General features: G+C 52.0%; 21 protein-coding genes. 16 read left to right on the plus strand and 5 right to left on the minus strand.

Annotated features, from left to right (window positions below):
- Together AC2FNV_RS01290 and AC2FNV_RS01295 are read left to right on the plus strand one after the other, a co-directional pair.
- Nucleotides 1-416: mechanosensitive ion channel family protein (locus tag AC2FNV_RS01290; protein ID WP_496772188.1), on the plus strand; the 416-nt coding region annotated here is incomplete at its 5' end.
- Entirely contained in the window at nt 413-2026 is a 1614-nt protein-coding gene (locus AC2FNV_RS01295) for a mechanosensitive ion channel family protein (protein WP_170603964.1), read from the plus strand. The genes AC2FNV_RS01290 and AC2FNV_RS01295, both read left to right, overlap by 4 nt.
- 390 nt (nt 2027-2416) lie before the next feature.
- Here the strand turns inward: AC2FNV_RS01295 and AC2FNV_RS01300 are convergent, their stop codons facing one another.
- Complete coding sequence (locus AC2FNV_RS01300; RefSeq protein ID WP_170603962.1) at nt 2417-4012, minus strand: GMC family oxidoreductase; 1596 nt, start codon at nt 4010-4012, stop codon at nt 2417-2419.
- Between the two features lie 108 nt (nt 4013-4120).
- Between AC2FNV_RS01300 and AC2FNV_RS01305 the strand changes: the two genes are divergently transcribed.
- The 4 genes from AC2FNV_RS01305 (at nt 4121) to AC2FNV_RS01320 (ending at nt 8342) form a co-directional block, all read left to right on the plus strand.
- Complete coding sequence (locus AC2FNV_RS01305) at nt 4121-5353, plus strand: TRAP transporter substrate-binding protein (RefSeq protein WP_170476182.1); 1233 nt, start codon at nt 4121-4123, stop codon at nt 5351-5353.
- Nucleotides 5354-5444: 91 nt separating this feature from the next.
- Nucleotides 5445-6113 (plus strand): TRAP transporter small permease, encoded by a 669-nt coding sequence (locus AC2FNV_RS01310; RefSeq protein ID WP_170476181.1) that lies wholly within the window; start codon nt 5445-5447, stop codon nt 6111-6113.
- Complete coding sequence (locus AC2FNV_RS01315; RefSeq protein ID WP_170476180.1) at nt 6113-7471, plus strand: TRAP transporter large permease; 1359 nt, start codon at nt 6113-6115, stop codon at nt 7469-7471. The genes AC2FNV_RS01310 and AC2FNV_RS01315 overlap by 1 nt, the downstream gene beginning before the upstream one ends.
- Nucleotides 7472-7562: 91 nt before the next feature.
- On the plus strand, nt 7563-8342 hold the full coding sequence (locus AC2FNV_RS01320) for an IclR family transcriptional regulator (protein WP_170476179.1): 780 nt from the start codon (nt 7563-7565) through the stop codon (nt 8340-8342).
- A gap of 93 nt (nt 8343-8435) precedes the next feature.
- Here AC2FNV_RS01320 and AC2FNV_RS01325 read toward each other — a convergent pair whose 3' ends face one another.
- Nucleotides 8436-9710, minus strand: coding sequence for a TAXI family TRAP transporter solute-binding subunit (locus AC2FNV_RS01325; RefSeq protein WP_170603960.1), 1275 nt, complete (start codon nt 9708-9710; stop codon nt 8436-8438).
- A gap of 266 nt (nt 9711-9976) precedes the next feature.
- Here AC2FNV_RS01325 and iolG point away from each other — a divergent pair, with 266 nt between their 5' ends.
- From iolG to AC2FNV_RS01370, 9 genes are all read left to right on the plus strand, one after another.
- Nucleotides 9977-10990: an inositol 2-dehydrogenase gene (iolG, locus tag AC2FNV_RS01330; RefSeq protein WP_170603958.1), complete on the plus strand. Its 1014-nt coding sequence runs from the start codon at nt 9977-9979 to the stop codon at nt 10988-10990.
- A 119-nt stretch (nt 10991-11109) separates the two neighbouring features.
- Entirely contained in the window at nt 11110-12030 is a 921-nt protein-coding gene (locus AC2FNV_RS01335) for a sugar ABC transporter substrate-binding protein (protein ID WP_170476174.1), read from the plus strand.
- Nucleotides 12031-12094: 64 nt separating this feature from the next.
- Nucleotides 12095-13201 carry an ABC transporter permease gene (locus tag AC2FNV_RS01340; protein WP_170476172.1) on the plus strand — a complete coding sequence of 369 codons (1107 nt, stop codon included), beginning with the start codon at nt 12095-12097 and terminating at the stop codon, nt 13199-13201.
- Nucleotide 13202: 1 nt separating this feature from the next.
- Nucleotides 13203-14024: an ATP-binding cassette domain-containing protein gene (locus AC2FNV_RS01345; protein ID WP_170603956.1), complete on the plus strand. Its 822-nt coding sequence runs from the start codon at nt 13203-13205 to the stop codon at nt 14022-14024.
- Nucleotides 14025-14192: 168 nt separating this feature from the next.
- On the plus strand, nt 14193-16025 hold the full coding sequence (gene iolD / locus AC2FNV_RS01350; protein ID WP_170603954.1) for a 3D-(3,5/4)-trihydroxycyclohexane-1,2-dione acylhydrolase (decyclizing): 1833 nt from the start codon (nt 14193-14195) through the stop codon (nt 16023-16025).
- A complete protein-coding gene (gene iolE, locus AC2FNV_RS01355) occupies nt 16022-16921 on the plus strand; it encodes a myo-inosose-2 dehydratase (RefSeq protein WP_170603952.1) in 900 nt (299 codons plus the stop codon). The genes iolD and iolE overlap by 4 nt, the downstream gene beginning before the upstream one ends.
- 49 nt (nt 16922-16970) lie before the next feature.
- Nucleotides 16971-18152 (plus strand): phytanoyl-CoA dioxygenase family protein, encoded by a 1182-nt coding sequence (locus AC2FNV_RS01360; RefSeq protein ID WP_496772192.1) that lies wholly within the window; start codon nt 16971-16973, stop codon nt 18150-18152.
- Nucleotides 18153-18202: 50 nt separating this feature from the next.
- Nucleotides 18203-19009, plus strand: a complete 807-nt coding sequence (iolB, locus tag AC2FNV_RS01365) for a 5-deoxy-glucuronate isomerase (RefSeq protein WP_170603950.1) — start codon at nt 18203-18205, stop codon at nt 19007-19009.
- Nucleotides 19010-19136: 127 nt separating this feature from the next.
- Nucleotides 19137-19916 carry a TIM barrel protein gene (locus tag AC2FNV_RS01370; protein WP_496772194.1) on the plus strand — a complete coding sequence of 260 codons (780 nt, stop codon included), beginning with the start codon at nt 19137-19139 and terminating at the stop codon, nt 19914-19916.
- Between the two features lie 14 nt (nt 19917-19930).
- Here AC2FNV_RS01370 and AC2FNV_RS01375 read toward each other — a convergent pair whose 3' ends face one another.
- From AC2FNV_RS01375 to iolC, 3 genes are read right to left on the minus strand one after another with little or no spacing between them, the layout of a single operon-like run.
- Complete coding sequence (locus AC2FNV_RS01375; RefSeq protein WP_170603946.1) at nt 19931-20770, minus strand: class II fructose-bisphosphate aldolase; 840 nt, start codon at nt 20768-20770, stop codon at nt 19931-19933.
- The gene (locus AC2FNV_RS01380) at nt 20767-21603 is read right to left on the minus strand and encodes a 5-deoxy-glucuronate isomerase (protein WP_170603945.1); all 837 of its coding nucleotides are present in this window, start codon (nt 21601-21603) and stop codon (nt 20767-20769) included. Before AC2FNV_RS01380 ends, AC2FNV_RS01375 begins: the two co-directional genes overlap by 4 nt.
- A 9-nt stretch (nt 21604-21612) precedes the next feature.
- On the minus strand, nt 21613-22593 hold the full coding sequence (gene iolC / locus AC2FNV_RS01385) for a 5-dehydro-2-deoxygluconokinase (RefSeq protein ID WP_170603943.1): 981 nt from the start codon (nt 22591-22593) through the stop codon (nt 21613-21615).
- A 114-nt stretch (nt 22594-22707) separates the two neighbouring features.
- On the opposite strand from iolC, the gene AC2FNV_RS01390 reads away from it, so the two are divergent.
- Nucleotides 22708-23811: a Gfo/Idh/MocA family protein gene (locus tag AC2FNV_RS01390; protein ID WP_170603942.1), complete on the plus strand. Its 1104-nt coding sequence runs from the start codon at nt 22708-22710 to the stop codon at nt 23809-23811.
- Nucleotides 23812-23819 lie beyond the last annotated feature (8 nt).

Below are 23819 nucleotides of genomic sequence, written 5' to 3' on the forward strand. Positions count from 1 at the left end.
TGTCTGTGGTTTCGACGAAAATCCGCACCTTCGACAACCAGATTATCATTGTGCCAAACAGTAAGATTTGGGGCGACGTAATTACCAACGTAAGCGCATCAGAAGAGCGCCGTGTCGATATGGTATTTGGCATCGCGTATTCCGACAACGCCGCTCATGCAATCGATGTTTTGAAAGAATTGGTCTCGCAGCACGATTTGTGCCTTCGTTCGCCGGAACCAGAAGTCTTTGTCGGAGAATTGGGCGATAACTCCGTTAATATTTTTTGCCGGCCATGGTCCAAGTCAGACGACTATTGGACGGTGTATTGGGACATAACAGGTCAGGCAAAGGAACGGTTTGACGAAGAAGGGATATCGATTCCGTTCCCGCAGCGCGATGTTCATCTGATCCCGGCAGAAGGATTGAAGTCATGAGAGCGCTTTTAGTTTGTTTCACGCTGCTTCTGTTTGCCAGCAACGTTGTGCTGGCCCAAACCGAAGAAATTCTGCAACCGCAACCAGAACGCGACGATCCCGAATTTATCGCACCGGTAACTGTGGACGGGGAAGAACTGTTTGTTGTGCGCGGATCTAGTGCGTTGCCGGCCACTGAGCGTGCCGAGAAAATTGAGGAAAGGATCACTCAGGTCGCGGAAAAATCAGAAAGCGCGACGGTCAATATCCAAGTTTCAGAAGCTGAATTTGGACAACTCATTCGTGCCGACGGTCAGATGGTCACCATCACCACTCAAGCGGATGCCGACCATGAGCAGATGGATATTGAGGTTCTGGCTGGATTGCAGGCGGAAGCCATCGAAGTCGCTATTTTACAGTACCGTGATGCTCGATCCAGTGAAGGACGAGTTGACAGCGCTTTGGCTGCGGTCGCGTGGACAGCAATATTCGGGCTTGTGTCATATTTCTTTTTTACAAAACGAAAGAAGTTTCTGAGTTACATCCGCAAACAGCTGGAAAAAAGGGTGGAAACTGTAGAAGAGGCAACCAAATCCCTTCTGCGAAGCCGGGCTATCGCCTCAATCATAGTGTATGCAATCCACACGGTAATGTGGGTGCTTTTTCTGTTCTTTTTCTATTATTACCTGTCCCTGGTCCTGTTGTCGTTCGCGGAAACGCAGGCCATTGCGCAAGTTTTGCTTAAATATGTGAGCGAACCGCTGATTGGAATTGTGCTGGCTGTGGTGGGCTACTTACCCAATCTTATTATGCTGGCGATAATTGCAGCGGTAACTAGGTTTGTTATCCGCGGCCTTGATCTGTTCTTTGAAAACTTGGAAAACGGTGCGTTCCAAATAAAGGACTTTGAAGCGCACTGGATCGCTCCAACGAACATGCTTTGCCGGGCTTTGGTTATCGTTATCGCGGTTGTGTTTGCTTACCCATATATCCCCGGCTCGGATTCCCGGGCTTTTCAGGGCCTGACTATTCTCGCTGGAATAATGGTTTCTTTAGGGTCCAATACTGTTGTTTCCAACATGATGGCCGGATTGTTTGTCATTTATCGTCGAAGCACCAATATCGGTGACCGAATTCGGGTAGGGGACAAAGTGGGGGATGTAACCGAAATCAAACTTATGGAAACGCTTATCAAGTCGATAAAGAACGAAATGATCAGTATTCCAAATGCTCAGTTGTTGAACTCCGAAGTTGTAAACTATTCGCGCAAAGTCGACGGTCGAGGAATCCTTGTTCATACGACGGTAGGGATCGGGTACGAAGAACCGCCAAAAAAAATTCAAGCAATGTTGATAGAAGCTGCCCGTCGCACCCAAGGATTGCGAAAAACACCGGAACCTTTTGTGCTTTGGACCCAGTTGGCCGACTATGCCATCAACTACGAAATCAATGCCTATACGTCACGTGGATCAAGTCTTCCTAAAATTCTGTCGGATTTGCACGAGAATATTGTCAATGTCTTCAACGAGAACAGTACACAAATAATGACACCTTCGTATATTGCGGATCCCCCTGAGCCCAAGATTTCCACTGAAGAATGGGATGGCAAATTAGCGCAGAATACCACCTGAGCTTGCAGCTAAGATCTTGGCAAGGTTCGGACTTGCAGCAGAGACGCATCATGGTTGCGGCGTCTTTGTTTGAATAAGCGTGAAGCACTATGAAATTTGCGGGGAGTGGGGCAAGGGCAATGTCTTTGAGCGCAAAAAGGTTCGAGCTGTTATCTATCAGTTGTTAAAACTCAACATTGCGTTGTGTGTTTTTGGGTTATTGCCTTGGTCTGCGCGGTTTAGTTTGTGATTTTTTTCAGGTGGTTGTTTCTCAGGATTTTTTAGTCACAGCGATTGCGGCAGAAAAAGCGGTCGTGGCAATTCGACGAGGCCTCACAATCGGTTTTTTGAGGAGCTAAATCTTCTTAGTATCAAATTAAAACGCTGTTTATTCTGTGCAAGCTGCAGGGATCACGCGTCTACGCGCAAAATCTCGCTAGCTTTTTCACCGATCATTATTGCTGGGGCATTTGTATTTCCGCTGACAATCTCGGGCATTATTGAACAATCAGCCACCCTAAGATTTCCAATCCCGTTTACTTTGAGTGTTGGGTCAACCACGGAGTTTTTCGATGTGCCCATCGCGCATGTTCCGGTGGGGTGGTATATTGAAACTGAATTTGATCGGGCCCAATCCAGAGTTCCCTTGTAATCATCACTTGACAACTCTGAGCTTGGCCTGAACTCTTCAGAAATTTTTGAGGCCAGTGGGTTATGTCGCGCGATGTTCCGCGCGATATTCACTCCGTCAACAATAGTTCTGCAATCTGTTTCAGTAGATAAGTAATTCGGGTGTATTTTTACGTATTGAGAAGGGTCGGGACCATCCAGACGCAACTCGCCACGGCTTTCAGGTCGAAGCTGGCATACGGACATCGTGAAAGCAGAGAATGGATGCACGCCTTCTCCGGGGCTGTCAGCAGACCAAGGTTGAACGTGGAATTGAATGTCAGGTGTATCAAGCTCTGTTCGGGTTTTAAGGAACCCAGTTGCCAGGCTAGCCGCCATCGTCATTGGACCGGCGCGAAACAGCGCGTATTTCATTGCAATTCTTGCTTGGTTGAACAGGCTGCGAACCTCGTCGTTCAACGTAGGCTCGTTGCACTTGAAAACAAGTCGCGCCTGCAAATGGTCTTGAAGGCCTTTTCCCACACTGGGCAGCGCATGGAGAGGCTCAATTCCGTTTTCTTTCAAATGATCGGGATCCCCGATACCTGATAGCATCAGAATTTGCGGAGAGTTTATCGCGCCTCCGGACAAAATGATTTCGCGGCGAACCTTGATCGTTTTCTGTTCACCTGAGCGGTCTCTGTAAATTAAGCCCGTTGCTTGCTTTCCGTCCAGTTGGGCGCGCGTCACCAATGCGTGTGTGATTATCTTTAGGTTTTGCCGATTTCGAATTGGCTTGAGGTAGGCGACAGCAGCGCTACACCGACGACCATTCCGCGTTGTCAATTGGAAATAACCGACGCCTTCTTGATTGGCCCCATTGTAATCAGGATTGAATGGGTACCCAGCGGATTGAGCAGCCGCCACCCATGCGTCACAGATCGGTCGCTGTATGCGCATGTTAGATACGGACAAGGGTCCGCCGACGCCATGGTAGTCGTCTTCACCGCGCTCTTGGTCTTCGCTGCGTTTAAATAGAGGAAGTACGTCGTCCCATCCCCAGCCAACATTTCCCATTTGTCGCCAGCGGTCATAATCCTCTTTCTGACCGCGTACATAAAGAAGACCATTCAGCGATGATGAACCGCCCAGAACTTTTCCTCTAGGCCAGTCAATTGACCGGCCATTCAGGCCGGGGTCGGGTTCGGTACGATAGCACCAATCCACGGATGGGTTGTGCATCGTCTTGAAATACCCGACGGGAATGTGAATCCATGGGTTTGTGTCTGGTCCTCCAGCCTCCAACAAGGCGACGGTTGTGTTGGGGTCAGCACTCAGGCGATTCGCAACGACGCAGCCCGAAGAGCCCGCTCCGACGACTGCATAATCCACCTCCATAACCGTCTCCTCCCAAGGTCGTTGAAAAAAACTCTAGGCAAATTGCCGGAACTATACTAGCCTTTTTTGATACAATACGTCTCAATAATTGGGAAATGGGAGGAACCAATGGGAATATTTGACCGTGTGAAAGGGGTCTCGCGTCGAGATTTCTTCAAGATTGCAGGTACCTATGGCATGAGTTCAACACTCTTGGCTGCAGGTACTTTGGGCGGCGCAATGACGGCCGCCAACCTGGCGCAAGCAGCTGAATCGCAGTACAATCGCCGGTATTCGAAAGAACCCAAGTTTAATCTGAAGTTTGGCGCGGCAGGCTTCAATCAAGACAACCTTCTTATTGAACGAGCCGGCTGTCTTGAGTTTGTGCGCGACCTGGAAGAACGCACCGATGGCGAGATCCGTGTCGAATTCATCGGCAACAACCAGATTTGCGGTCAGCTTTCCTGTGTCGAAAAAACACAGCAAGGGATCGTCGATATCTACGCGGCATCGACACAAAACTCGGCAGGAGGCGCACCCTATCTGAACGTGCTTGACTATGCCTATATGTTCCGTTCGCGTGCCGATCAGTATCACTTCATGTATTCGCCTGCCTCGCAGACCATCCTGCGCGATCCTTTTGAGAAGATGCACGGGCTGAAGTTCCTCTTCACCCACGCGGAACTCCGCGGCATCCAGCTTGGCCTTGCGTGGGAAGACAAAGACACTGTGACCTCCGTCGAGCAGTTAGCTGGCACCAAGAACCGCGTCACCGGTACTCAGCTTGGTCGCATCGCGATGCAGGCACTGGACTTGAACCCTGTTCCGGTCGCTTGGGAAGAAACCCTTGACGGTTTGAAACAAGGGCTAATCGACGGCGCAGAGACATGGGCATCGGCTGTGGCCTACGCCAATATGTCGCCAGTGGTTTCGCAATGTGTCGATCTGCGCTTTTTCTGCGGTACTGAGCATACTGCTATGTCGGCATCGACATTCGACAGTCTTGGTGGCGAATTGCAGGACGCTGTGATGGAGTCTTCTTATCTGACGCAGGTGCACGTGCAAGCAGCAAATGAGGCAGCTCTGGTCAACACCGTTGGCTTCTCGCACCCGCATCAAGGCCCCGACACGATCTTCGCCAAGAATAACGTGCGCGTCGCCGCATTGTCTGATGCCGAGATCAAAAAGGCGGAAGAAATGTGTTCCCCCGAGTTCCAGCCACAGCTATGGGAAGAGTGGCGTGAACGGATCAACAGTTGGGCCGGCGGCATCGATACCTATCAGGAAATCTATGACGAGGTACGAACCAACCCGCATACTCTCGCGGAAAATGTCGAGCCGCGTCGTTGGTGGAAAGGTTAAGATTGTTAGTCTAGCATCGAGCCAGCCCTTTCAAAGGGCTGGCTTTTTTGCCGCGAGTGGCTGAAGGGCCGAGACTGACGGGAGGGTATACATGTCAATTCTTGCTGACATTGGCGCGATTTTTTCGGCCTTACTTGCAGGCGATGCCTTTGGCATTCGAAATGCTCTGAAAAGCGATGCAACTTGGATACTCGGGTTCATCGTAGCAATCGGCGGAGGTTGGGCCATAGCGATGATTTATAAGCGCGTGCCACTTCTGGACCGCCATTTGGAACGTAGTTTCATGGTGATCAGCTATCTTGCCATTGCGTTAATAATTTTCTGGGGCGTGGTTGACCGGTTCATCTTTTCCAATCAGCAGCCTTGGTCGACGACGATCCCACCATTGTTGTTCATGGTCATGGCTTGGTTTGGTGCAACCTATAATGTGCGTCTTCGCTCTCACCTCAGTTTTTCAGAGTTCCGCAGTCGGATGAGCCGCAAGGGTCAACTCCTTTGTCTCTGCCTCGACAACGTTTTGTGGATGACTTTTGCAATTATTGTGATTGTGACGACGGCTCGGGCTGTGGCGCTTTCGGCGTCAAATTTCCAAATCGTTCTTGGCACCGACAATACAATGCAATGGTGGTTCCTAATAACGGCACCTCTCGCTTTTGTGCTGATGGCTGGCCGCGTGGTTGAAAACTTTCTGGAAGATCTTGAGAACTACCGTGAAGGTAACGAACTTATCAAGCAATCCGTTATCGGAGGAGGTGATTAATGACCGACGGAACAATAATCACCCTGATCTCGGTCGGCGTCACCTTTCTTTTTATGTTGGGTGTACCGGTTTTTTTGGTCATCGCGTCCTGGATTGTAGGCTGTTCTTTCGTTCTAGGCCTGACGCTCGACAATATGGGAGCCGAGCTTCTAAACGTATTTAACAAGGGCTTTGCCTTGCTCGCGATGCCATTGTTCATTCTTACAGGCGACTTGATCAACAAGTCGGGTATTGCGCGAAGGCTATCAGATTACGCATACGCTTGCCTTGGATGGGTGCGTGGCGGGCTTGCCATGGCTTCGCTGGGTGCATGCGGCCTTTTCGCCGCGATTTCGGGTTCGAACTCAGCCACTACGGCAACCATCGGTTCAATGCTGCACCCCGAGATGGTTAAAGGTGGGTACGACGAACGCTTTTCTGCCGCAACAGCGGCGGCCGGCGGCACGGTTGGGATCATCATCCCTCCGTCGATTATCTTTATCGTTTATGGCTTCCTTCTGAACCTTCCGATCTCGGACCTTTTTGTGGCTGGTATCCTGCCCGGCGCGCTAATGGTGATCGGTATGCAGGTTGCCTGCTGGCTTGTTTGCCGTGCTAATGGCTGGGGCCACCTGATCCAATTGCAACTGAACCGGGTTTTGAAAACAGCGTTCGGTGCATGGCTTGGTTTCTTTGCTATTGGGCTTGTGCTTTGGGGTATTTACACGGGCAAGTTTTCACCGACCGAAGCAGCCGGAGTAACCGTCGGTTTCTGTATCATTGCCGGACTCCTAAGCTGGATCGCAAGTCGCGTGTTGAAGTTGAATATGAACAAGGATTGGTCCGAGAAATCCTATGCCGAGATGTTGGTCGTGGAGGGATTCACCCTTAGAGAAATTCCCAGCATCACCATGCGTTCGGCCCAAATTACCGGGGTTTTGGCACCGCTTATTGCGATTTCGGTTGTGATGCAGCAGATACTTTCGTTGTTGGGGGCGCAGGCGGTAATAACAGACTTCCTGACGTCGATGGGCGGATACTATCCTGTTCTGTTCGCAGCCATGGCTATCGTCTTTGTTTCTGGCATGGTACTGGAGTCCCTGCCGGTTACGATCATCCTAGCACCAATTCTCGCGCCGATTGCAGCAAGCGTTGGTGTCGATCCAATCCACTTCGCGGTAATATTTCTTGTTGGCGCTTCAATCGGCTTCATAACGCCGCCGTATGGCCTTAACTTGTACGTTGCCTCAGGCGTGACCGGAGTGCCCTATTTCCGGCTATTGAGATACACGTTCTACTACTTGATCGCATTGATCTCGGTGTGGCTCCTTGTAGCTCTGACACCGGATATCGCCCTTCTACTTTTGCCCAATCGATAATATAAGCCATGGGTAAATATGCGAAATTTCTGTTTGAGGCGGATCCTGTAGAGAATAGATTGAACCGCCAAAAAAACCAGACTGTAGGCTGATGACTGAGACGACTACGCTTCAGAAGGAAACCCAGATACCGACCAACCTGCGTTTGTTACTTATCTTGGAAGAGGTCGCAAAGCGTGGGGTCGCAGTCAAACCGTCAGACCTGATTGAAACACTGGGTCTGGCGAAGCCAACAGTGCATCGATTGTTGCAAACAGCCGAGGCAGAAGGCTTTTTGCAGCGAGATCTGGATGGCCGCACATATGGTCCGGGACCTAGACTGCGCCAGCTCTCGGTAAATACGGTCTCATCAGAGCATTTGCGAACAGCGCGGCTCGCAATACTGCGAGGGATAGCGGACGAAATCGGAGAGACGTGCAACCTCGCCATACCTGATCGCGAGGGCATGATTTATCTTGATCGGGTCGAAACCAAGTGGCCGTTGCGTATTCAACTGCCTATTGGGTCTCGGGTTCCGTTCCACTGCACTGCCAGCGGAAAGATGTATTTATCCACCCTACGCCAGCGGACACTTAACGGTTACCTGTCCGCGCGCAAGTTGCAGCAGTTGACCATCAAGACTCTGACAGATCCAAATGCTCTTCGTAAAGAAATAAGTAATATCTCGGATAGAAAGTATTCAACTGACGAAGAAGAATTCATGCAGGGAATGGCGGCCGTCGCCGTCCCAGTTCTTGAGGGAAATGAAAGGCTTGTCGCCACTTTGTCTGTTCACGCGCCCACCCAGCGGCATGATTTGAACAGCTTGAAGCAATTTTTGCCCGTCTTACAAGACGGAGCAAAACAGTTATCAAATTTGCTCTCACCATAGTATCATTTTGCTTGCTTTAGGCAAAAGCTCAGTTCGATTTTGCAGCGCCAGAGGCAGGTTCAACCTCCGTAGATCTGCTATCAAACAATTGCGCTATTGAGCTTGGACCTGCACTGCTCTACGACGCAGAATTTCCTGCCGAATTAAGTCAATATGCAATCGTGCATCATAGGCACCCTGACGATAGGCCAGCGGCAGTTTCAAAGTCGCGAGGTTCATGTCCAACTCTTCGATGTTGTTGGCAACAGCATTGACTTCCTCCGCTGTAGTGGCCTCGCTAAGCTCTTGTTCGAGCGCCGCGATCCGCTGATAAAATCGCCAAACACGTCTCTTTTGAAACCAAACATAGCCTGACGGAATGACCCGCAAAAGTGGTGCCAGAAACAACAGTGGCAAGAGCAAAAGCAATACCCTGCCAAACTGAGCCGCGATCCAATAAGGCAGGTAGTTGTGCAAAACGTTTGACCCTGACGTGATAAGCTCGCTGGCCACCTTATTCAGCGGCACGGGTGGAGAATCTGTGTTTGGATACTCTCGTGGATCTTGCAGTATGCTGCGCTCACCATGGATTTTTAGCGCAGCATTTGCCAGTCTATCAGCCGCCGCAGGATGCAGGTCGGCCGTTGCAATCATTGACGCTGTTAACGTAAGAATTTTTACGTCCTCAGGCGGGCGCGGGGGATCCAAAGTAATCGAACCCGCAGGCACTGTCACCGAGCGTGCGCCCGGAAATTTCAGCGCAATAGCGTCTACGAGGGCCATTGGAACGAATATCACTTCTGGGTCGAATATTGCTTCCATAAGGTAAGGAGAGTCCAATGGTGTAACAAATAACGCTGCGTCTGCGAGGTTGTTGTATAAAGCGTTCAATGCCGCAGTTCCGCTTGCATCGATCAACTTTATTCCAACATTCTGCAGTCCAGCTGCCTTGATAAGTGCAATCGCTGCAGCACGGGTTCCCGACTCTTCGGACCCGGCGGCTAACCGGAGTTCCGACCACTCTCCTGGGTTGGACCCAATCACGCCAAACTTGCTTTTGAAGATTACCAATGGCTCTGGGAACATGGCGCCGACTGACTGCAAACCGACATCCTGCGGAATATCGATGCCACCCTGGACAAATGCTATGTCTGCACCGCCGGATACCAGTTTGCTGATGTTCTCAAGAGAACCCTCTGTCTGTATTACCTCAACTTCAATCCCATCGCGAGCGAGTTCGGCCTTGTAAAGTTGAGCGATCTGCCAGTACCCCCCGCCATCTATTCCTGCGGCCAGGCGAATGCTGGTGGGTGGTTTGAGACCAAGAATAAGAAACGCAATCAGGACCACAAAGAGAGCTGGAACTAGAAAGAACAGGAAAAGGCGCATAAATTCCTACATTCTGATTTTCGAAACTCTCGACATAATCTCGCGCGTGTAAGGTCCTCTCGTCAATTAGAATTCAGTCACTCAAACAGTTCTTGAAAAGATCTTTTTAGAAATCACCGTGCTGAATAACGTCGCGATCTACCTTGGAGCCGGGACAAAAGGTTCGGAGGTGGACGGAAATCCCCAGGGGCCAAAGTTGAAATTTTTCTTGCAACCGGTTGCAATTTTGATCATGTTCGCGATCAAAGTAGGTGCGGGAGGTGGCAATGCTCAGAATCGGACTTCTTGGCGCAGGTCGGATTGGAAAGGTCCACGCAAGTGCCATTTCGGCTCATACGAAAAGTGAATTGTGTTCTGTATCAGACGCTTATCCAAAGAGTGCCCAAAACTTGGCGGAAGAATTCAATGCCAAAGTTCAAAGTTCCGAAGAAATTATTGAGGACCCGTCGATTGATGCCGTTCTGATCGCGACGCCTACGGATACACATTCAGATTTAATCGAAGCGGCCACGGCAGCGGGAAAAGCCGTATTATGCGAAAAGCCAGTTGATCTGAGCTTGACCCGCGCGCAGCAATGCCAAGCAGCCGCCGCCCGCAACGCGGTGCCAGTGATGATTGGCTTTAACCGCCGGTTTGACCAGAATTTTGCTGCGTTGAAGGCGGCGTCTGACGCGGGCGAAATTGGTGCTTCGGAAATGCTGTCGATTACATCCTTCGATCCTGCCCCACCGCCCGTGAGTTACATAAAAGTCTCTGGTGGGTTGTTTCGTGACATGATGATCCACGACTTCGATATGGCAAACTATATCATGGGCGGTTTACCAACTTCTATTTCCGCAGTCGGGACATCCGTTGTAGATAGCGAGATTGCTGCGGCCGGTGATGTCGACACTGCAATCGTCACAATGACTTACGCGGACGGCCGGATAGCGGTTATTAGAAACTCTCGAAGGGCGGTTTATGGCTATGACCAGCGGGTCGAGCTTTTGGGCGCAAAAGGTCTTTTGCAAGCTCAAAACATGTTGGAAAACACTGTGATTAAGTCGACTGAGTACGGAGTGACAGGAGCGAAGCCGACCTATTTTTTCCTCGAACGTTACATGCAGGCTTATGCCGCCGAATGGGAGGCATTTGTCGACGCGATCCTCGCTGGATCGGAGGTTCCTGTTACTATGGAGGATGGGGTGGCTGCGCTTGCTATGGCCGAGGCCGCGACCTTGTCGAATGAGAAAAGAATGCCAGTTGAAATGAAAGAAATTTTGAAACCGGTTGCAAAATAGTTTGAATTACGGAAACTGATGTTGTGCCGACACATGTCGGCGTTTGAGATTCGGCCTGGCCGAATGCATGGGGTTGAAGCCCTAAACGAAGATGACTTGTCCCAATGGGAGGAAACCAAATGAACAAGTTTGTTAAAGGTGCGTTAGCTGCAGGTGCCTTGGCGCTCGCAACGCCGGCCTTCGCGCAGGAAATCGTGGTCGTATCGCACGGCCAGGCCAACGACGCGTTCTGGAATGTTGTGAAAAACGGTGTGGAGCAGGCCGGCAAAGACGTTGGTGTAAACGTTGAATATCGCGCACCAGAAACGTTTGATATGGTTGCCATGTCGCAGCTCATCGATGCCGCTGTTAACCAAGAGCCGGATGGGCTGATCGTTTCGATCCCGGACGCAGACGCGCTTGGTCCGTCGATCGAACGCGCCGTAGCTGCAGGAATTCCGGTAATTTCGATCAACTCTGGTTCGGACGTCTCAAAAGAACTGGGTGCATTGCTGCACGTGGGCCAGGACGAATTTGACGCGGGTAAAGCCGCGGGTGAAAAGCTGGCCTCTATGGGCGGCTCGACCGCCATCTGTGTGAACCACGAAGTCGGCAATGTTGCATTGGATTTGCGTTGCGCAGGGTTTGCCGAGGGCTTTGGCGGCAACGTCGAAGTGCTGCCAACTTCGAATGATCCGTCGGAAATCGAGTCAAAAGTGTCTGCTGCGCTGGCCGCAAACGAAGCAGTTGATACGGTCATGGCTTTGGGAGCTAGCTCGGCCGGTGAACCAACAGTTGCAGCGGTAAAAGCTTCGGGCCGGGACGTGAACGTGGCATCATTCGACCTGTCGGCGAACTTTCTTCAGTCTATCGCGGACGGTGACGCTGCTTTCGCCATTGACCAGCAGCAATACCTGCAAGGCTACCTGTCGGTTAACTTCATGGGTCTTCACGCTAAATACGGCTTGATGCCGGGTGGAAATGTTCCCTCTGGCCCGAACCTTGTGACACAGGAAAAGGCCGCCCAGGTCATCGATCTGTCTGCGCAGGGCATCCGTTAAAACGAGGACAAAAAGCACTGAAACGGCGCTGCTTGCGCCGTTTCATTTGGATTGGGAGGAAAACATGAGCCAGTCAGCGCAAGTTGTAGCCGACGAAAGAGTCAAGAAAGAGCCGTTCTTGACCAAGCTAATGAAGCGCCCTGAACTCGGTGCCATGGCCGGCGTTGTTCTGGTCTTCATCTTTTTCGCTATTACAGCGGATGAATCCATGTTCACTTTGGCCGGGGTCATGAACTTTATGACACCTGCGGCGCAACTGGGCATTCTTGCCATCGGCGCGGCGTTGTTGATGATCGGAGGCGAGTTCGACCTGTCGATCGGATCGATGGTAGCGTTTTCCGGCCTGTTCTTTGGGGTCTGCGTAGTAACCTGGCAGCTGCCGCTTATCGCGGCGATCCCAATGACTTTCGTGTTTGCCGCTTTGGTCGGGGCAGTTAACGGCAACATCGTGATACGGTCAGGTTTGCCCTCATTTATCGTGACGTTGGCGTTTCTTTTTATACTACGTGGATTGTCCCTTGTCGGTCTCAAAATGGCGACCGGAGGTTCAACTCAGTTGCGCGGCGTTCGTGATACAGTTGAAAACGATTGGCTAGCACCATTCTTCTCGGGCGAGGCCTTTGGCAGCCTTTTCACTTGGCTGGCTGAGAGCGGAATAATCGATACATTCAAAAGCGGTGCGCCCAAAGTGCCGGGTATTCCGGTCGAAATCCTATGGTTCATTGCTCTTGCACTGGCGGCGACCTACGTGTTGCTGCGCACTCCGGCCGGCAACTGGATTTTCGCCTCGGGCGGTGACAAAACTGCTGCATCAAATTCAGGTGTGCCCGTGAACCGCGTCAAGGTTTCACTTTTCATGCTGACGGCGTGTTGCGCTGCGCTCGTTGCTATTATCACCGTTATGGATGCGGGGTCGACCGACGCTCGTCGTGGTTTCCAGAAAGAGTTCGAAGCGATCATCGCTGCAGTTATCGGTGGATGCTTGTTGACTGGTGGCTATGGCTCGGCGATCGGAGCATTCTTTGGCTCGATCATTTTCGGCATGGTTGTCATCGGCCTGACCTACACCGACTTCGACCAGGACTGGTTCCAGGTTTTCCTGGGGGCAATGTTGCTGATCGCGGTTCTGTTCAACAATGCGATCCGTAAGCGCGTAACGGGAGAGCGCTGATATGACCGAAGATTCCAAGTTCCATCATGGCGACGCAGCGGTGGATGTCGCTCCGATCGTGGAAATGAAAAACATCGAAAAGCATTTTGGCAATATCATCGCTCTTGCTGGTGTCAGTTTTGACGTCAAACCGGGCGAGTGTCATTGTCTGCTTGGTGACAATGGCGCTGGCAAGTCAACTTTCATCAAGACAATGTCCGGGGTGCACAAGCCAACCAAAGGCGAGATTTTTTTCGAAGGTAAACCGCTGCATTTCGACACTCCTCGGGATGCAATGGAGGCGGGCATAGCGACTGTTTTCCAGGACCTTGCGATGATCCCACTGATGAGCGTAACTCGCAATTTCTTCATGGGTCGCGAACCTACCAAAGGGAAGGGATTGCTTAAAAGGTTCGATGTAGATCAAGCGAACGATGTTTGCATGGAAGAAATGCGCAAGATGGGTATCAACCTGCGTGGCCCGGATCAAGCGGTGGGCACGCTGTCCGGCGGTGAGCGTCAAACCGTTGCCATCGCCCGCGCAGTGTATTTCGGTGCGAAGATTCTGATCTTGGACGAACCAACCTCAGCACTCGGGGTGCGGCAAACTTCGAATGTACTGGCAACCATCGACAAGGTGCGTAGTCAGGGCGTTGGGGTCGTTTTCATCAGCCATAACGTACGGCATGCTTTGGCTGTGGGAGACCGTTTCACCGTGCTGAACCGAGGAAAAACTCTTGGTACTGCAAGGCGCGGCGAGATTACGCCGGAAGAGCTGCAGGACTTAATGGCTGGCGGTCAGGAAATGGCCGAGCTTGAAGGGTCTTTGGGCGGTACTGTCTAAAAGTTTGAAATCAAGGTGGCCTGCTTGATTGGGTAGGCCACCTTATAGAAAAAACCTTGGTGTGCGATGCCGCCAAACCTGATCGGGCCTAACTACTGGGCCTGAAACCTTCGAAAAACTTGGAATCAACGGATTGCCCAAAGCGGCCATGTGTTGAAAGGGATCATGATGAGCAAGACAATCCGACTGACTGCGGCGCAAGCTCTGGTGCGTTATCTGGGCGCACAGATGAACGAAGCTAGCGAGCCGTTCATTGCTGGTGTGTGGGCAATTTTTGGCCATGGAAACGTAGCTGGGTTGGGCGAAGCGTTGCATGCTGTCAAAGACACCTTGCCGACCTATCGCGGTCACAACGAACAAACCATGGCGCATTCAGCCATAGCATATTCAAAGCAGATGGGGCGCAGACGCGCGATGGCTGTAACATCGTCCATCGGACCAGGCGCAACCAATATGGTAACCGCCGCGGCACTTGCTCACGTGAACCGATTGCCTGTCCTTTTACTTCCCGGCGACGTGTTCGCGACGCGCGGCCCGGATCCGGTCTTGCAGCAGACGGAAGATTTCACTGACGGCACGGTAAGTGCAAATGACTGTTTTAGGCCTGTCAGTCGCTATTTTGATCGGATCAGCCGCCCCGAGCACCTATTGACAGCATTGCCTCGTGCTTTTCGTACAATGACGGACCCAGCAGATTGTGGGCCCGTAACGCTGGCTTTCTGTCAGGACGTTCAAGCCGAGGCTTACGACTATCCACTAAGCTTCTTCGAGCCGCGTGTGTGGTATCAGCGTCGCGTCCGTCCAGACGAAAACGAGCTGGCCCGTGCCGCTTCCGCGATTAAGTCTGCCGCAAAACCTGTAATAGTTGCTGGAGGCGGCATACACTATTCAGGTGCGACCGAAGCCCTTCAACGATTTGCTGAGGCTCACAACATACCGGTTGCGGAAACACAGGCAGGCAAGTCATCGCTGGCGTGGGATCACCCTTTGAACTTGGGGCCTGTCGGAGTGACGGGAGGAGAACCAGCAAACACTGTCTGTGCTGAGGCGGATTTAGTTCTCGGCGTCGGCACACGCTTGCAGGATTTCACGACCGGATCTTGGGGATTGTTTTCGAACCCTGAAAGAACAATGGTTTGTCTGAACACCGCCGCCTATGATGCAGAAAAGCATGGGGCCATGCCACTTTTGTCTGATGCGCGTGTTGGATTGGATGAGCTTGGCGTAGCGCTGAGCGGTTATTCTGCCAAGCCAGTTGCCGACACATTGAAATCGGACTGGTTCAAAAAAGTAGATGCGTTGACGGACGCCCCATCTGACAGCAATGCCCTGCCGACGGATATGCAGGTGGTTGGCGCGGTTCAGCGCGCCTCGCACGAAGACACTGTGGTGATGTGTGCGGCGGGAACAATGCCGGGAGAATTACACAAGCTGTGGAAGGCACCACGCCCCGGAGCCTATCACATGGAGTACGGCTTTAGCTGCATGGGTTACGAAATTGCGGGGGCCATGGGCATTAAATTGGCGCAGCCCGACCGCGACGTGATCTGTTTTACCGGCGACGGAACCTACATGATGGCCAACTCGGAAATGGCCACGGCTGCCATGATGGGCGTATCCTTTACAGTCGTCATTACCGACAATCGCGGGTTTGGTTGCATCAATCGCCTGCAGATGGGCACCGGTGGGGCTGAGTTCAACAACCTGTTGGATCACGCTGTACATGAGAAGCCATCTGCAATCGACTTTGCCGCACATGCGGCGTCGATGGGGGCGACATCGGTCAAAGTAAGTTCGATTGCCGAGCTTGAGGACGCGTTGGCCAAACGCGGGGGCGTCACAGGTCCTTACGTAGTAGTTATCGACACCGATCCTTATCCATCTACAGAGTATGGCGGCACTTGGTGGGAAGTAGCAGTTCCCGAAGTAAGCGTCCGCCCCGAGGTCAACGAAAAACGAGCGGCCTACGAGATCGCAATAAAAGAAAGAAACACAAAATGAGCGTAAATATCGGTATTTCTCCGATCGCTTGGCAAAATGATGATCTGCCTGACTTGACGGCATCTTTTACCATGGAACAGGCGCTGAGAGAGGCGCGTGAGATCGGATATACGGGCGTTGAACGTGGTCAACGTATGCCGAGCGATACGGAAAGCTTGCGCTCCTATCTGGATGCCAACAACATCGCGCTGTGCGGCGGATGGTGCTCTGGTGCGTCGCTGGTCAATGATTTTGCGACCGAACGAGAGGCGGTACGCGAACAGGTTGAACAGTTCGTGGCGTTGGCCAGCCCATGCATCGTCTATGCCGAGTGTTCTAACACCGTTCAGGGCCAGATTGGCACTCCTGTCAACGACAGGCCAAAACTCTCCAAAGATGACATAATGGCATACGGAGCAAAGATTACCGAACTTGCGAAATGGATGGCCGATCAGGGTATGCCCATGGCCTATCACCACCACATGGGAACCATCATCGAAAGCGAGGATGATGTGAACTGGCTGATGGAAGGATCGGGACACGAGGTCAAACTGTGTTTTGACACTGGGCATTTGTTGTTTGGCGGCGGGGACGTTATGGCAACTCTAAAACGCTGGGGCGACCGGGTTCATCATGTTCATTTCAAAGACATCCGCCCGTCAGTGATTCAGAATACACGAGAAAAAAATCTCAGCTTTTTAGATGCCGTGATTGCGGGTGCATTCACCGTTCCGGGAGACGGTTGTATTGATTTTCAGGCCGTCACCAATGCGCTTAAGGCCATGAATTATGATGGGTGGATTGTGGTTGAGGCGGAACAGGACCCGGCCAAGGCTCCTCCTTACGAATACTCAAAAAAGGGATACGAGCACATCGTCGAAGTCTGCGAACGCGCCGGGTTAGAGATAGCTAGTTAAAGGGAACACGCGCTTGCGCAACACCTAAGCCATGAGAAAGGAGATTGTCATGGTAGATCAAGAACTTGGTTTTGTCGGCTATTTTGACCGGGAATCCTGTGATCTGGATGAATTCAAGGTGTTGACCTCGCAAAGTCTGACGGCCGCTGATGCTCCACTAGCTGCAGCCATCGAAAAGAATGTTCCAATCTATGACATGGGTTCTTTGCGCTCTGATCTTGATGACGCCGTTCAAAGGCGCAGATTGCTGGCGGAATGGGGCCGTATTCTGCAGAAATCTGCTGGCGTTATAGCCTTGAAAGGCGCCTATTCGGACACATCGGTGATTGATCGTGCGACTGGTGTTTTTCGAGAGATCATCGAAGAAGAACGCCGAAGTGGTGCAGGCGAAGGCGATCACTTTGCCGCTTCGGGTGCAAATGACCGAATATGGAACGCATTGCAAAAGCAATGCCTTCGCGATCCCGAAGGTTTCGCGCTGTATTTTGGTAATACAGCAGTCGCTGCCGCGTGCGAGGCTTGGTTAGGCCCCAACTATCAGGTTACTGCACAAATCAACCAGGTGCGTCCCGGAGGTAAGGCCCAGCAGGCGCATAGGGATTATCATCTTGGCTTTCAGAGCGCCGACAATGTCGCGCGATATCCTGCGCATGCTCACTTGGTTACCGCGTCTCTGACTTTACAGGGTGCGGTTGCCCATTGTGACATGCCAGTTGAAAGCGGACCAACAAAACTGCTGCCGTTTTCACAGTTGTATCCGGCGGGGTACGTGGCGTTTCATGATGAAGCACATCGCGCTGTTTTCGAAGAGAGTTATGTCCAACTTCCGTTGGAAAAGGGCGACGCGATATTTTTTAACCCAGCACTTTTTCACGCAGCTGGAGAAAACCGCAGCGCTGACATTCACAGGATGGCGAACTTGTTGCAAATCTCTTCTGCCTTCGGTCGAGCAATGGAGGCCGTTGATCGGCGATCAATGTCGGAAACGGTTTTTCCATTCCTTTTATCGCTGAAGAAACGTGGTGATCTAGGTCCCGCAGAGGTGAATGCGGCTATTGCCGCTACTGCCGAGGGTTATCCTTTTCCAACCAATTTGGACACGGATCCGCCAATCGGTGGCAACGCACCTGAAAGTCAGGCGGAGATTTTGCTCCGTGCAGTAGAAGAAGGTTGGACCGAAAACGAATTGGTCGCGACCCTGTCCGCTTTGCAAAGCAGACAAGCAGCCTGAACCAGAAAACAGGGCGGGCCATTGTGCCCGCCCACTAAGGAGAGACGAACATGCCGAACCTGCTCAGGAAACCGTTTGGAACCCGGGGAAAAGTGCATGATATCACTCCAGAAAACGCTGGCTGGCGATACGTTGGTTTCGGACTGTACCACGTCAGGGCAGGTGATCAGGCGGCTGAGGCTACTCGCGACCGAGAAGTCATTCTGGTTGTAGTCGAAGGCAAGGCCAGAATTTCCGGCGGCGGCAAGAACTGGGGTGTGCTTGGTGATCGGATGGATGTTTTTGAAAAAACACCACCGCATTGTTTGTATCTGCCTAATGGAACTAAATGGGAAGCCGTTGCTGAAACAGATTGCGTGATTGCCGTATGCTCTGCACCTGGCAAAGGTGGCCACGAAGCCCGGCGGATAGGACCCGATGGTATAACTTTGACTGAGCGCGGCAAGGGCGTGAATACCCGCTTTATCAACAACATAGCCATGGAAGCAGAGGATTATGCCGATAGTCTTCTTGTGACCGAGGTTTTCACGCCCAACGGACATTGGTCCTCTTATCCTAGCCATCGTCATGACGAAGACGATTATCCGAGGATCACATATCTGGAAGAGACATATTACCACCGTCTAAATCCTTCCGATGGGTTTGGCATTCAGCGGGTTTATACAGATGATGGGCAACTAGATGAAACTATGGCGGTTTCTGACGGCGACGTTGTCACCGTCCCGCGCGGCCATCACCCTTGCGGGGCTCCTTATGGGTTCGAGATGTATTATCTGAACGTTATGGCCGGTCCTCTGCGTAAGTGGCGCTTTGTTGCCGCCCCAGAGGTCGAGTGGATTATGGAACGAGATAGTTGAAGTGAGAGGCGGTCTAGTGCTGCGAACACATTTGATGCTTGTGACTGTGACAAGCAACTCAGACGATTTGGTCGCTGACACTAAGAACGTCTGAAACCATTGCCCTGCCAAATTCAGGAGATCTGGCATGTCTCAACCGTTCCAACTCGCGGCATGTGCCGAAATGCTCTGGCTGGACCGGCCCATGGATTGGCGTGCAGCCCGATTAACTGAAATGGGATTTGGTGTTGGGCTTTGGAACTGGCCGGAATTGGATATTGAAAAGCTTGGGGGCATCGGTGCCAACTATACCATCATGAATGGTTATCTTGAGGGACGTTTGGCGGATGATGAGGGTGCTGACTTGCTGCTTAATTCAGCCAAGGAAGCAGTCAAGGTCGGCAAGAGGCTGGATGCGGATCGCTTTAACCTGCATGGCACTGGGCTAGGTGACGGAGGTATTCCCATCTGGCAACATGAAGTCGTGACAGGTGAAATGTGGCTCAAGGCGCGCGATACATTGAACCGTATCTGTGATCTGGCAGAAAAAGAAGACGTGATATTTACCCTGGAAAACCTCAATCATTTAGATCACCCCGGGTGCCCGTTTGAATCTACGGCAGACGTGTTGGCGCTCGTGTCTTCGGTCGACCGCGCCCAATTACGGATCAATCTCGACCTCTATCACACCCAGATTGGAGAGGGCGATTTGATCCGTTGGTGTGAAAAATGTTTGCCTTGGATTGGGGAAATTCAGGTGGCAGACAACCCGGGTCGTTGTGAACCAGAGTCGGGCGAGGTCAATTACAAAGCAATCGCAAAGGCGCTATTTGATCTTGATTACCGTGGTCCGGTGGCAATGGAAGCTTTCGCATCCAGTGCCCCGGAAGCGGCACTTGAATCATTCCGTGCCGCCTTCACCATTTGAACGTTATCGGATATTTAATTCTGAGTTGGAGCGCCAAATGCTCTGATCACAGCTCGGGCTGCGGCTTCGACAGGGTCGTGGGTTTCTTTGAGGATTGCGACACGGTCGAATCTGTCAGGGTCACGGTTTACGGCCTCGCGCAGGGCGGCACCGAAGGCCATTCGAAGTTCGGTCCCAATGTTGAACTTGCAAATGGACGTTTCGCGGGCCAGTCGAGCGCGTTGCTCAACCGGAACGCCCGAACCACCGTGAATAACCAATGGCACGTTTGTGATGGCGTCGATTTGGGCAATTCGCTCTTCGTCCAAGCCGCCCTCTTTGTTTTCTTGCAGATGAACGTTACCAACAGAGATCGCCATTGCGTCGACGCCGCTTTCACGGGCAAACTGTGCGGCCTCTTCGGGGTCCGTTCCATTAGAGCCTTCGCCACCAGAGTAGCCGACAAAGCCGATCTCACCTTCGCACGAAATCCCGGCGGCGTGGGCCATCTCGGCAATTGCCGCGGTTTCATCGATATTCTGAAGCAGCGGTTTACGCGACCCGTCGAACATCAACGATGTAAAACCGCTCTCCAGCGCGATCTGGCATTCCTCAAACGTGTAACCGTGATCGAGGTGAGCAACTACAGGAACTGACGCGTTTTCCGCCAGATGCCTGAACATTTTTCCCAAAACAGGCAGCGGAGTGTGCTCTCGGCAACTGGGGCCAGCCTGCAGAATCACCGGTGCATTCTCAGCCTCTGCAGCGGCGACGTAAGCGCGCATATCTTCCCAGCCCAGAGTTACCAGCCCGCCAACGGCATAGCCTTGATCGTAAGCCGGGATTAGGACGTCTTTTAGCGTGACAAGGGTCATTTGAACTTGGCTATCATGTCTTTTATGCCGGGGATCGTTTCGATCTGATAGGCATGGGTGGGTTGGAAATACTGAACCAATGAGCGTTGTGTTAGCCCACCGAGAATGGTGAAATAGTACATTTCGTAACCCGGCAAGACGCAGCAGGGATGATAACCCTTGTCGATGCAGATCGTCGATCCGTCGACGATGTGGTAAGCATCACCCGGTTCATTGTCTTCGCGTTGCAACATCTGCAGGCCCGACCCCCAATTGGGTTTAAATCGGAAATTATACGTTTCATCGTGGCGCGTTTCGTCTGGCAAGCGGTTTGTGTCGTGCTTGTGACTTGGAAAACCGGACCAACCGCCTTGGCCCACGGTGAACAGTTCGCTCACTAAAAGCCGGCCGACTTTGTCGTGTTGCTTTTGGCCGAGGATGTGTTTGATTTTACGATGGGTTTTGGTGTCATCGCTGCCGTATTGCACCAAATCGTGCTGACGCACATCAAATGGTTCAAGCACCTTGTCGAACTTTGCCCCGGCAATGAATACCTCGGTTTCATCTGATACGCATACCAGCTGCGCCTTGGCGCCAACCGGGACATATACGCCTTCGGGTTCTCCGTCCCAGACGTCTTCCCCTCGGTTGCCTAACCGGGCAAATTTGACACCTTCAATGTCCACATCCACGCTGCCTGTCGCGGGTACAATGCAGGTTTCATAACCTGGCACCTGGTATTCGAATGCCTCGCCTTTTTTCAGTTTGACGATGTTGAAATAGTTCAACGGCACGGTTGGATCGTCGGTATCCACTATGGGAATGTTCTTGTTGTCAAAAGGGGCGATGTGCATGAAATTCTCCTACGTCGAAGGCCCTGGATGAGAGGCCAAAAATGCATTCAGTGTTTGAGTAGTCGGCATGGCAGGAGCGCAACCGGGTTGCGATACCACGATCGAGGCGCAGGCCGATCCGCGCATCACTGAATCTTTCAGGGAATGGCCCGCAGCGACAGAGGCCAAAAGACCTGCCATGAAACTGTCACCTGCTCCATTTGGCTTTACGGCCTCTACTGGGTAAATTCCCGTATGAATCTCCTGACCGTCCACCAAGGTTACTGCACCTTTTTCACCCATTTTATAGATTACCATCCGACCGGGTTTCGCAGCGAGTTCCTTGGCCTTTTCAAATCCTTTGTCGATACCACCTGCCATGAAGCCAAATTCTTCGTCATTTCCAACGATCAGATCGCTTTCCTCTCCGGCGCGCGACAGAACTTCTGCGGCCACTTCCGGTGACGGCCAGCTGTAAGGGCGGTAATCGATGTCGAAGATGATTGGCAGTCCAGCTTGGCGCGCATTTTCGATGGCTTTGAACGTGGCGCTGCGCGATGGTTCGGCTGCAAACACGGTGCCGGCAGAGATCACTGCAGAAAACGCGCCGAATTCCACTTTGTCCATATCGTCTTCGGTAACCTGAAAATCGACGGCGCCGTTTCGATATATAACGTTCTGAAAGTTCTCGATCCGGCTTTCATAAACCGCCAAAGACATTCGATATTCGCCTCCGACAATTTGGATATTGGTCGTGTCGACGCCATAATGTTTCAGGCGATTAGTGCAGAATCGTCCAACTGCGTCATCCGACACCGAAGTGATCAACGAGGCCTGACTACCCAACTTGACAAGACCAACACAAATGTTTGCAGACGATCCGCCCAGATCAGCGCGGAACAATTCTGCATCTTCGCTTTTGACACCGACAGGGTCAGCAAACATATCCATACCTGCCCGTCCCAATACGGCGAACCGGTTTCCTTTGATACCGTCTATCAAAGTGCTCAAGTCATTTCCTCCGGAAAAAGGGGTTTGCGCAAAGGGTTGGACCTTGCGTCGACGCGATTCACACGATACTGATTTTGCAACCGGTTGCAAATAGTATGTTTAGGGCCGTGACAGATGTCTGAAATTGGAATTGGAATTGTCGGTGGCGGCTACATGGGCAAGGCACATTCTGTCGCCATGTCGGCGGTAGGTGCAGTGTTCAATACGGCACTACGGCCAAGACTTGAGATGATCTGTGCCTCAAGTAAAGAAAGTGCCGAGCGTTACCGCCAAGCCTATGGGTTTAGAAGGGCAACAGATGATTGGCGTGAACTTGTAAAAGATCCAGCGGTTGAAGCTATCATCATCGCCTCGCCACAGTCCACGCATCGGCAAATTGCAGAGGCCGCCCTTGAATTAGGCAAACCAGTTCTCTGCGAAAAACCGCTGGGTGCTTCCATGGAAGACGGGCGGGCGATGGTAGCGGCGGCTGAGGCGTCCGGCTTAACCAACATGGTTGGTTTCAACTACGTCCGAACACCGGCGACCCAATATGCTCGTCAGCTTATTGCCAACGGCGAGATAGGCGAAATCACATGGTTTCGTGGGGAACACACCGAAGATTTTTACGCCGATCCTCAGGCTCCTGCGACATGGCGTACCACCGGAATGGCCAACGGAACAATAGGTGATCTTGCCCCCCATATAGTCAACGGCGCCCTGGCTTTAAATGGCCCCATTGCCGAGGTCATGGCTGAAGTAGAAACGGTTCATCATACACGCCCTGGTGGAACCGTGACAAACGACGACCACGCCCAAATAATGTGCCGGTTCAAGAACGGAACTATGGGAAACATTTATGTTAGTCGTATCGCAACGGGCAGAAAAATGGGCTACGCCTACGAAGTTTCCGGCACAAAAGGGGCCATCCGGTTCGACCAGGAGGATCAAAATGCTTTGTGGTTATACCGTCACGATGGACCGGAAGCGACGCGTGGCTTTACCAAGATACTGACTGGCCCGGCCCATCCGGATTACGAACCTTTTTGCCAAGGGCCCGGTCATGGAACGGGATATCAAGATCAGATAATCATTGAGGCAAAGGATTTCCTGCAGGCCATTCACAGCGGACAGGATATCTGGCCAACTTTCCGTGACGGCCACGAAGTCAACCGCGTGCTGGCAGCGTCACTAGCGTCTTCGGAACGTCGTCAGTGGACAAAGGTTGACGATTTTTGATCGTTTAA

Source organism: Ruegeria sp. BHSA163, from assembly GCF_059613365.1.

Excerpts from the sequence above, each read along its gene's own strand:
- AC2FNV_RS01320 (WP_170476179.1), top strand. The coding sequence starts at position 7,563 with ATGACTGAGACGACTACGCTTCAGAAGGAAACCCAGATACCGACCAAC.
- AC2FNV_RS01315 (WP_170476180.1), top strand. The coding sequence starts at position 6,113 with ATGACCGACGGAACAATAATCACCCTGATCTCGGTCGGCGTCACCTTT.
- AC2FNV_RS01370 (WP_496772194.1), top strand. The coding sequence starts at position 19,137 with ATGTCTCAACCGTTCCAACTCGCGGCATGTGCCGAAATGCTCTGGCTG.
- AC2FNV_RS01305 (WP_170476182.1), top strand. The coding sequence starts at position 4,121 with ATGGGAATATTTGACCGTGTGAAAGGGGTCTCGCGTCGAGATTTCTTC.
- AC2FNV_RS01335 (WP_170476174.1), top strand. The coding sequence starts at position 11,110 with ATGAACAAGTTTGTTAAAGGTGCGTTAGCTGCAGGTGCCTTGGCGCTC.
- AC2FNV_RS01300 (WP_170603962.1), bottom strand. The coding sequence starts at position 4,012 with ATGGAGGTGGATTATGCAGTCGTCGGAGCGGGCTCTTCGGGCTGCGTC.
- AC2FNV_RS01295 (WP_170603964.1), top strand. The coding sequence starts at position 413 with ATGAGAGCGCTTTTAGTTTGTTTCACGCTGCTTCTGTTTGCCAGCAAC.
- AC2FNV_RS01390 (WP_170603942.1), top strand. The coding sequence starts at position 22,708 with ATGTCTGAAATTGGAATTGGAATTGTCGGTGGCGGCTACATGGGCAAG.
- AC2FNV_RS01345 (WP_170603956.1), top strand. The coding sequence starts at position 13,203 with ATGACCGAAGATTCCAAGTTCCATCATGGCGACGCAGCGGTGGATGTC.
- AC2FNV_RS01340 (WP_170476172.1), top strand. The coding sequence starts at position 12,095 with ATGAGCCAGTCAGCGCAAGTTGTAGCCGACGAAAGAGTCAAGAAAGAG.
- AC2FNV_RS01360 (WP_496772192.1), top strand. The coding sequence starts at position 16,971 with ATGGTAGATCAAGAACTTGGTTTTGTCGGCTATTTTGACCGGGAATCC.
- AC2FNV_RS01380 (WP_170603945.1), bottom strand. The coding sequence starts at position 21,603 with ATGCACATCGCCCCTTTTGACAACAAGAACATTCCCATAGTGGATACC.
- iolB (WP_170603950.1), top strand. The coding sequence starts at position 18,203 with ATGCCGAACCTGCTCAGGAAACCGTTTGGAACCCGGGGAAAAGTGCAT.
- iolG (WP_170603958.1), top strand. The coding sequence starts at position 9,977 with ATGCTCAGAATCGGACTTCTTGGCGCAGGTCGGATTGGAAAGGTCCAC.
- AC2FNV_RS01310 (WP_170476181.1), top strand. The coding sequence starts at position 5,445 with ATGTCAATTCTTGCTGACATTGGCGCGATTTTTTCGGCCTTACTTGCA.
- AC2FNV_RS01375 (WP_170603946.1), bottom strand. The coding sequence starts at position 20,770 with ATGACCCTTGTCACGCTAAAAGACGTCCTAATCCCGGCTTACGATCAA.
- iolE (WP_170603952.1), top strand. The coding sequence starts at position 16,022 with ATGAGCGTAAATATCGGTATTTCTCCGATCGCTTGGCAAAATGATGAT.
- AC2FNV_RS01325 (WP_170603960.1), bottom strand. The coding sequence starts at position 9,710 with ATGCGCCTTTTCCTGTTCTTTCTAGTTCCAGCTCTCTTTGTGGTCCTG.
- iolD (WP_170603954.1), top strand. The coding sequence starts at position 14,193 with ATGAGCAAGACAATCCGACTGACTGCGGCGCAAGCTCTGGTGCGTTAT.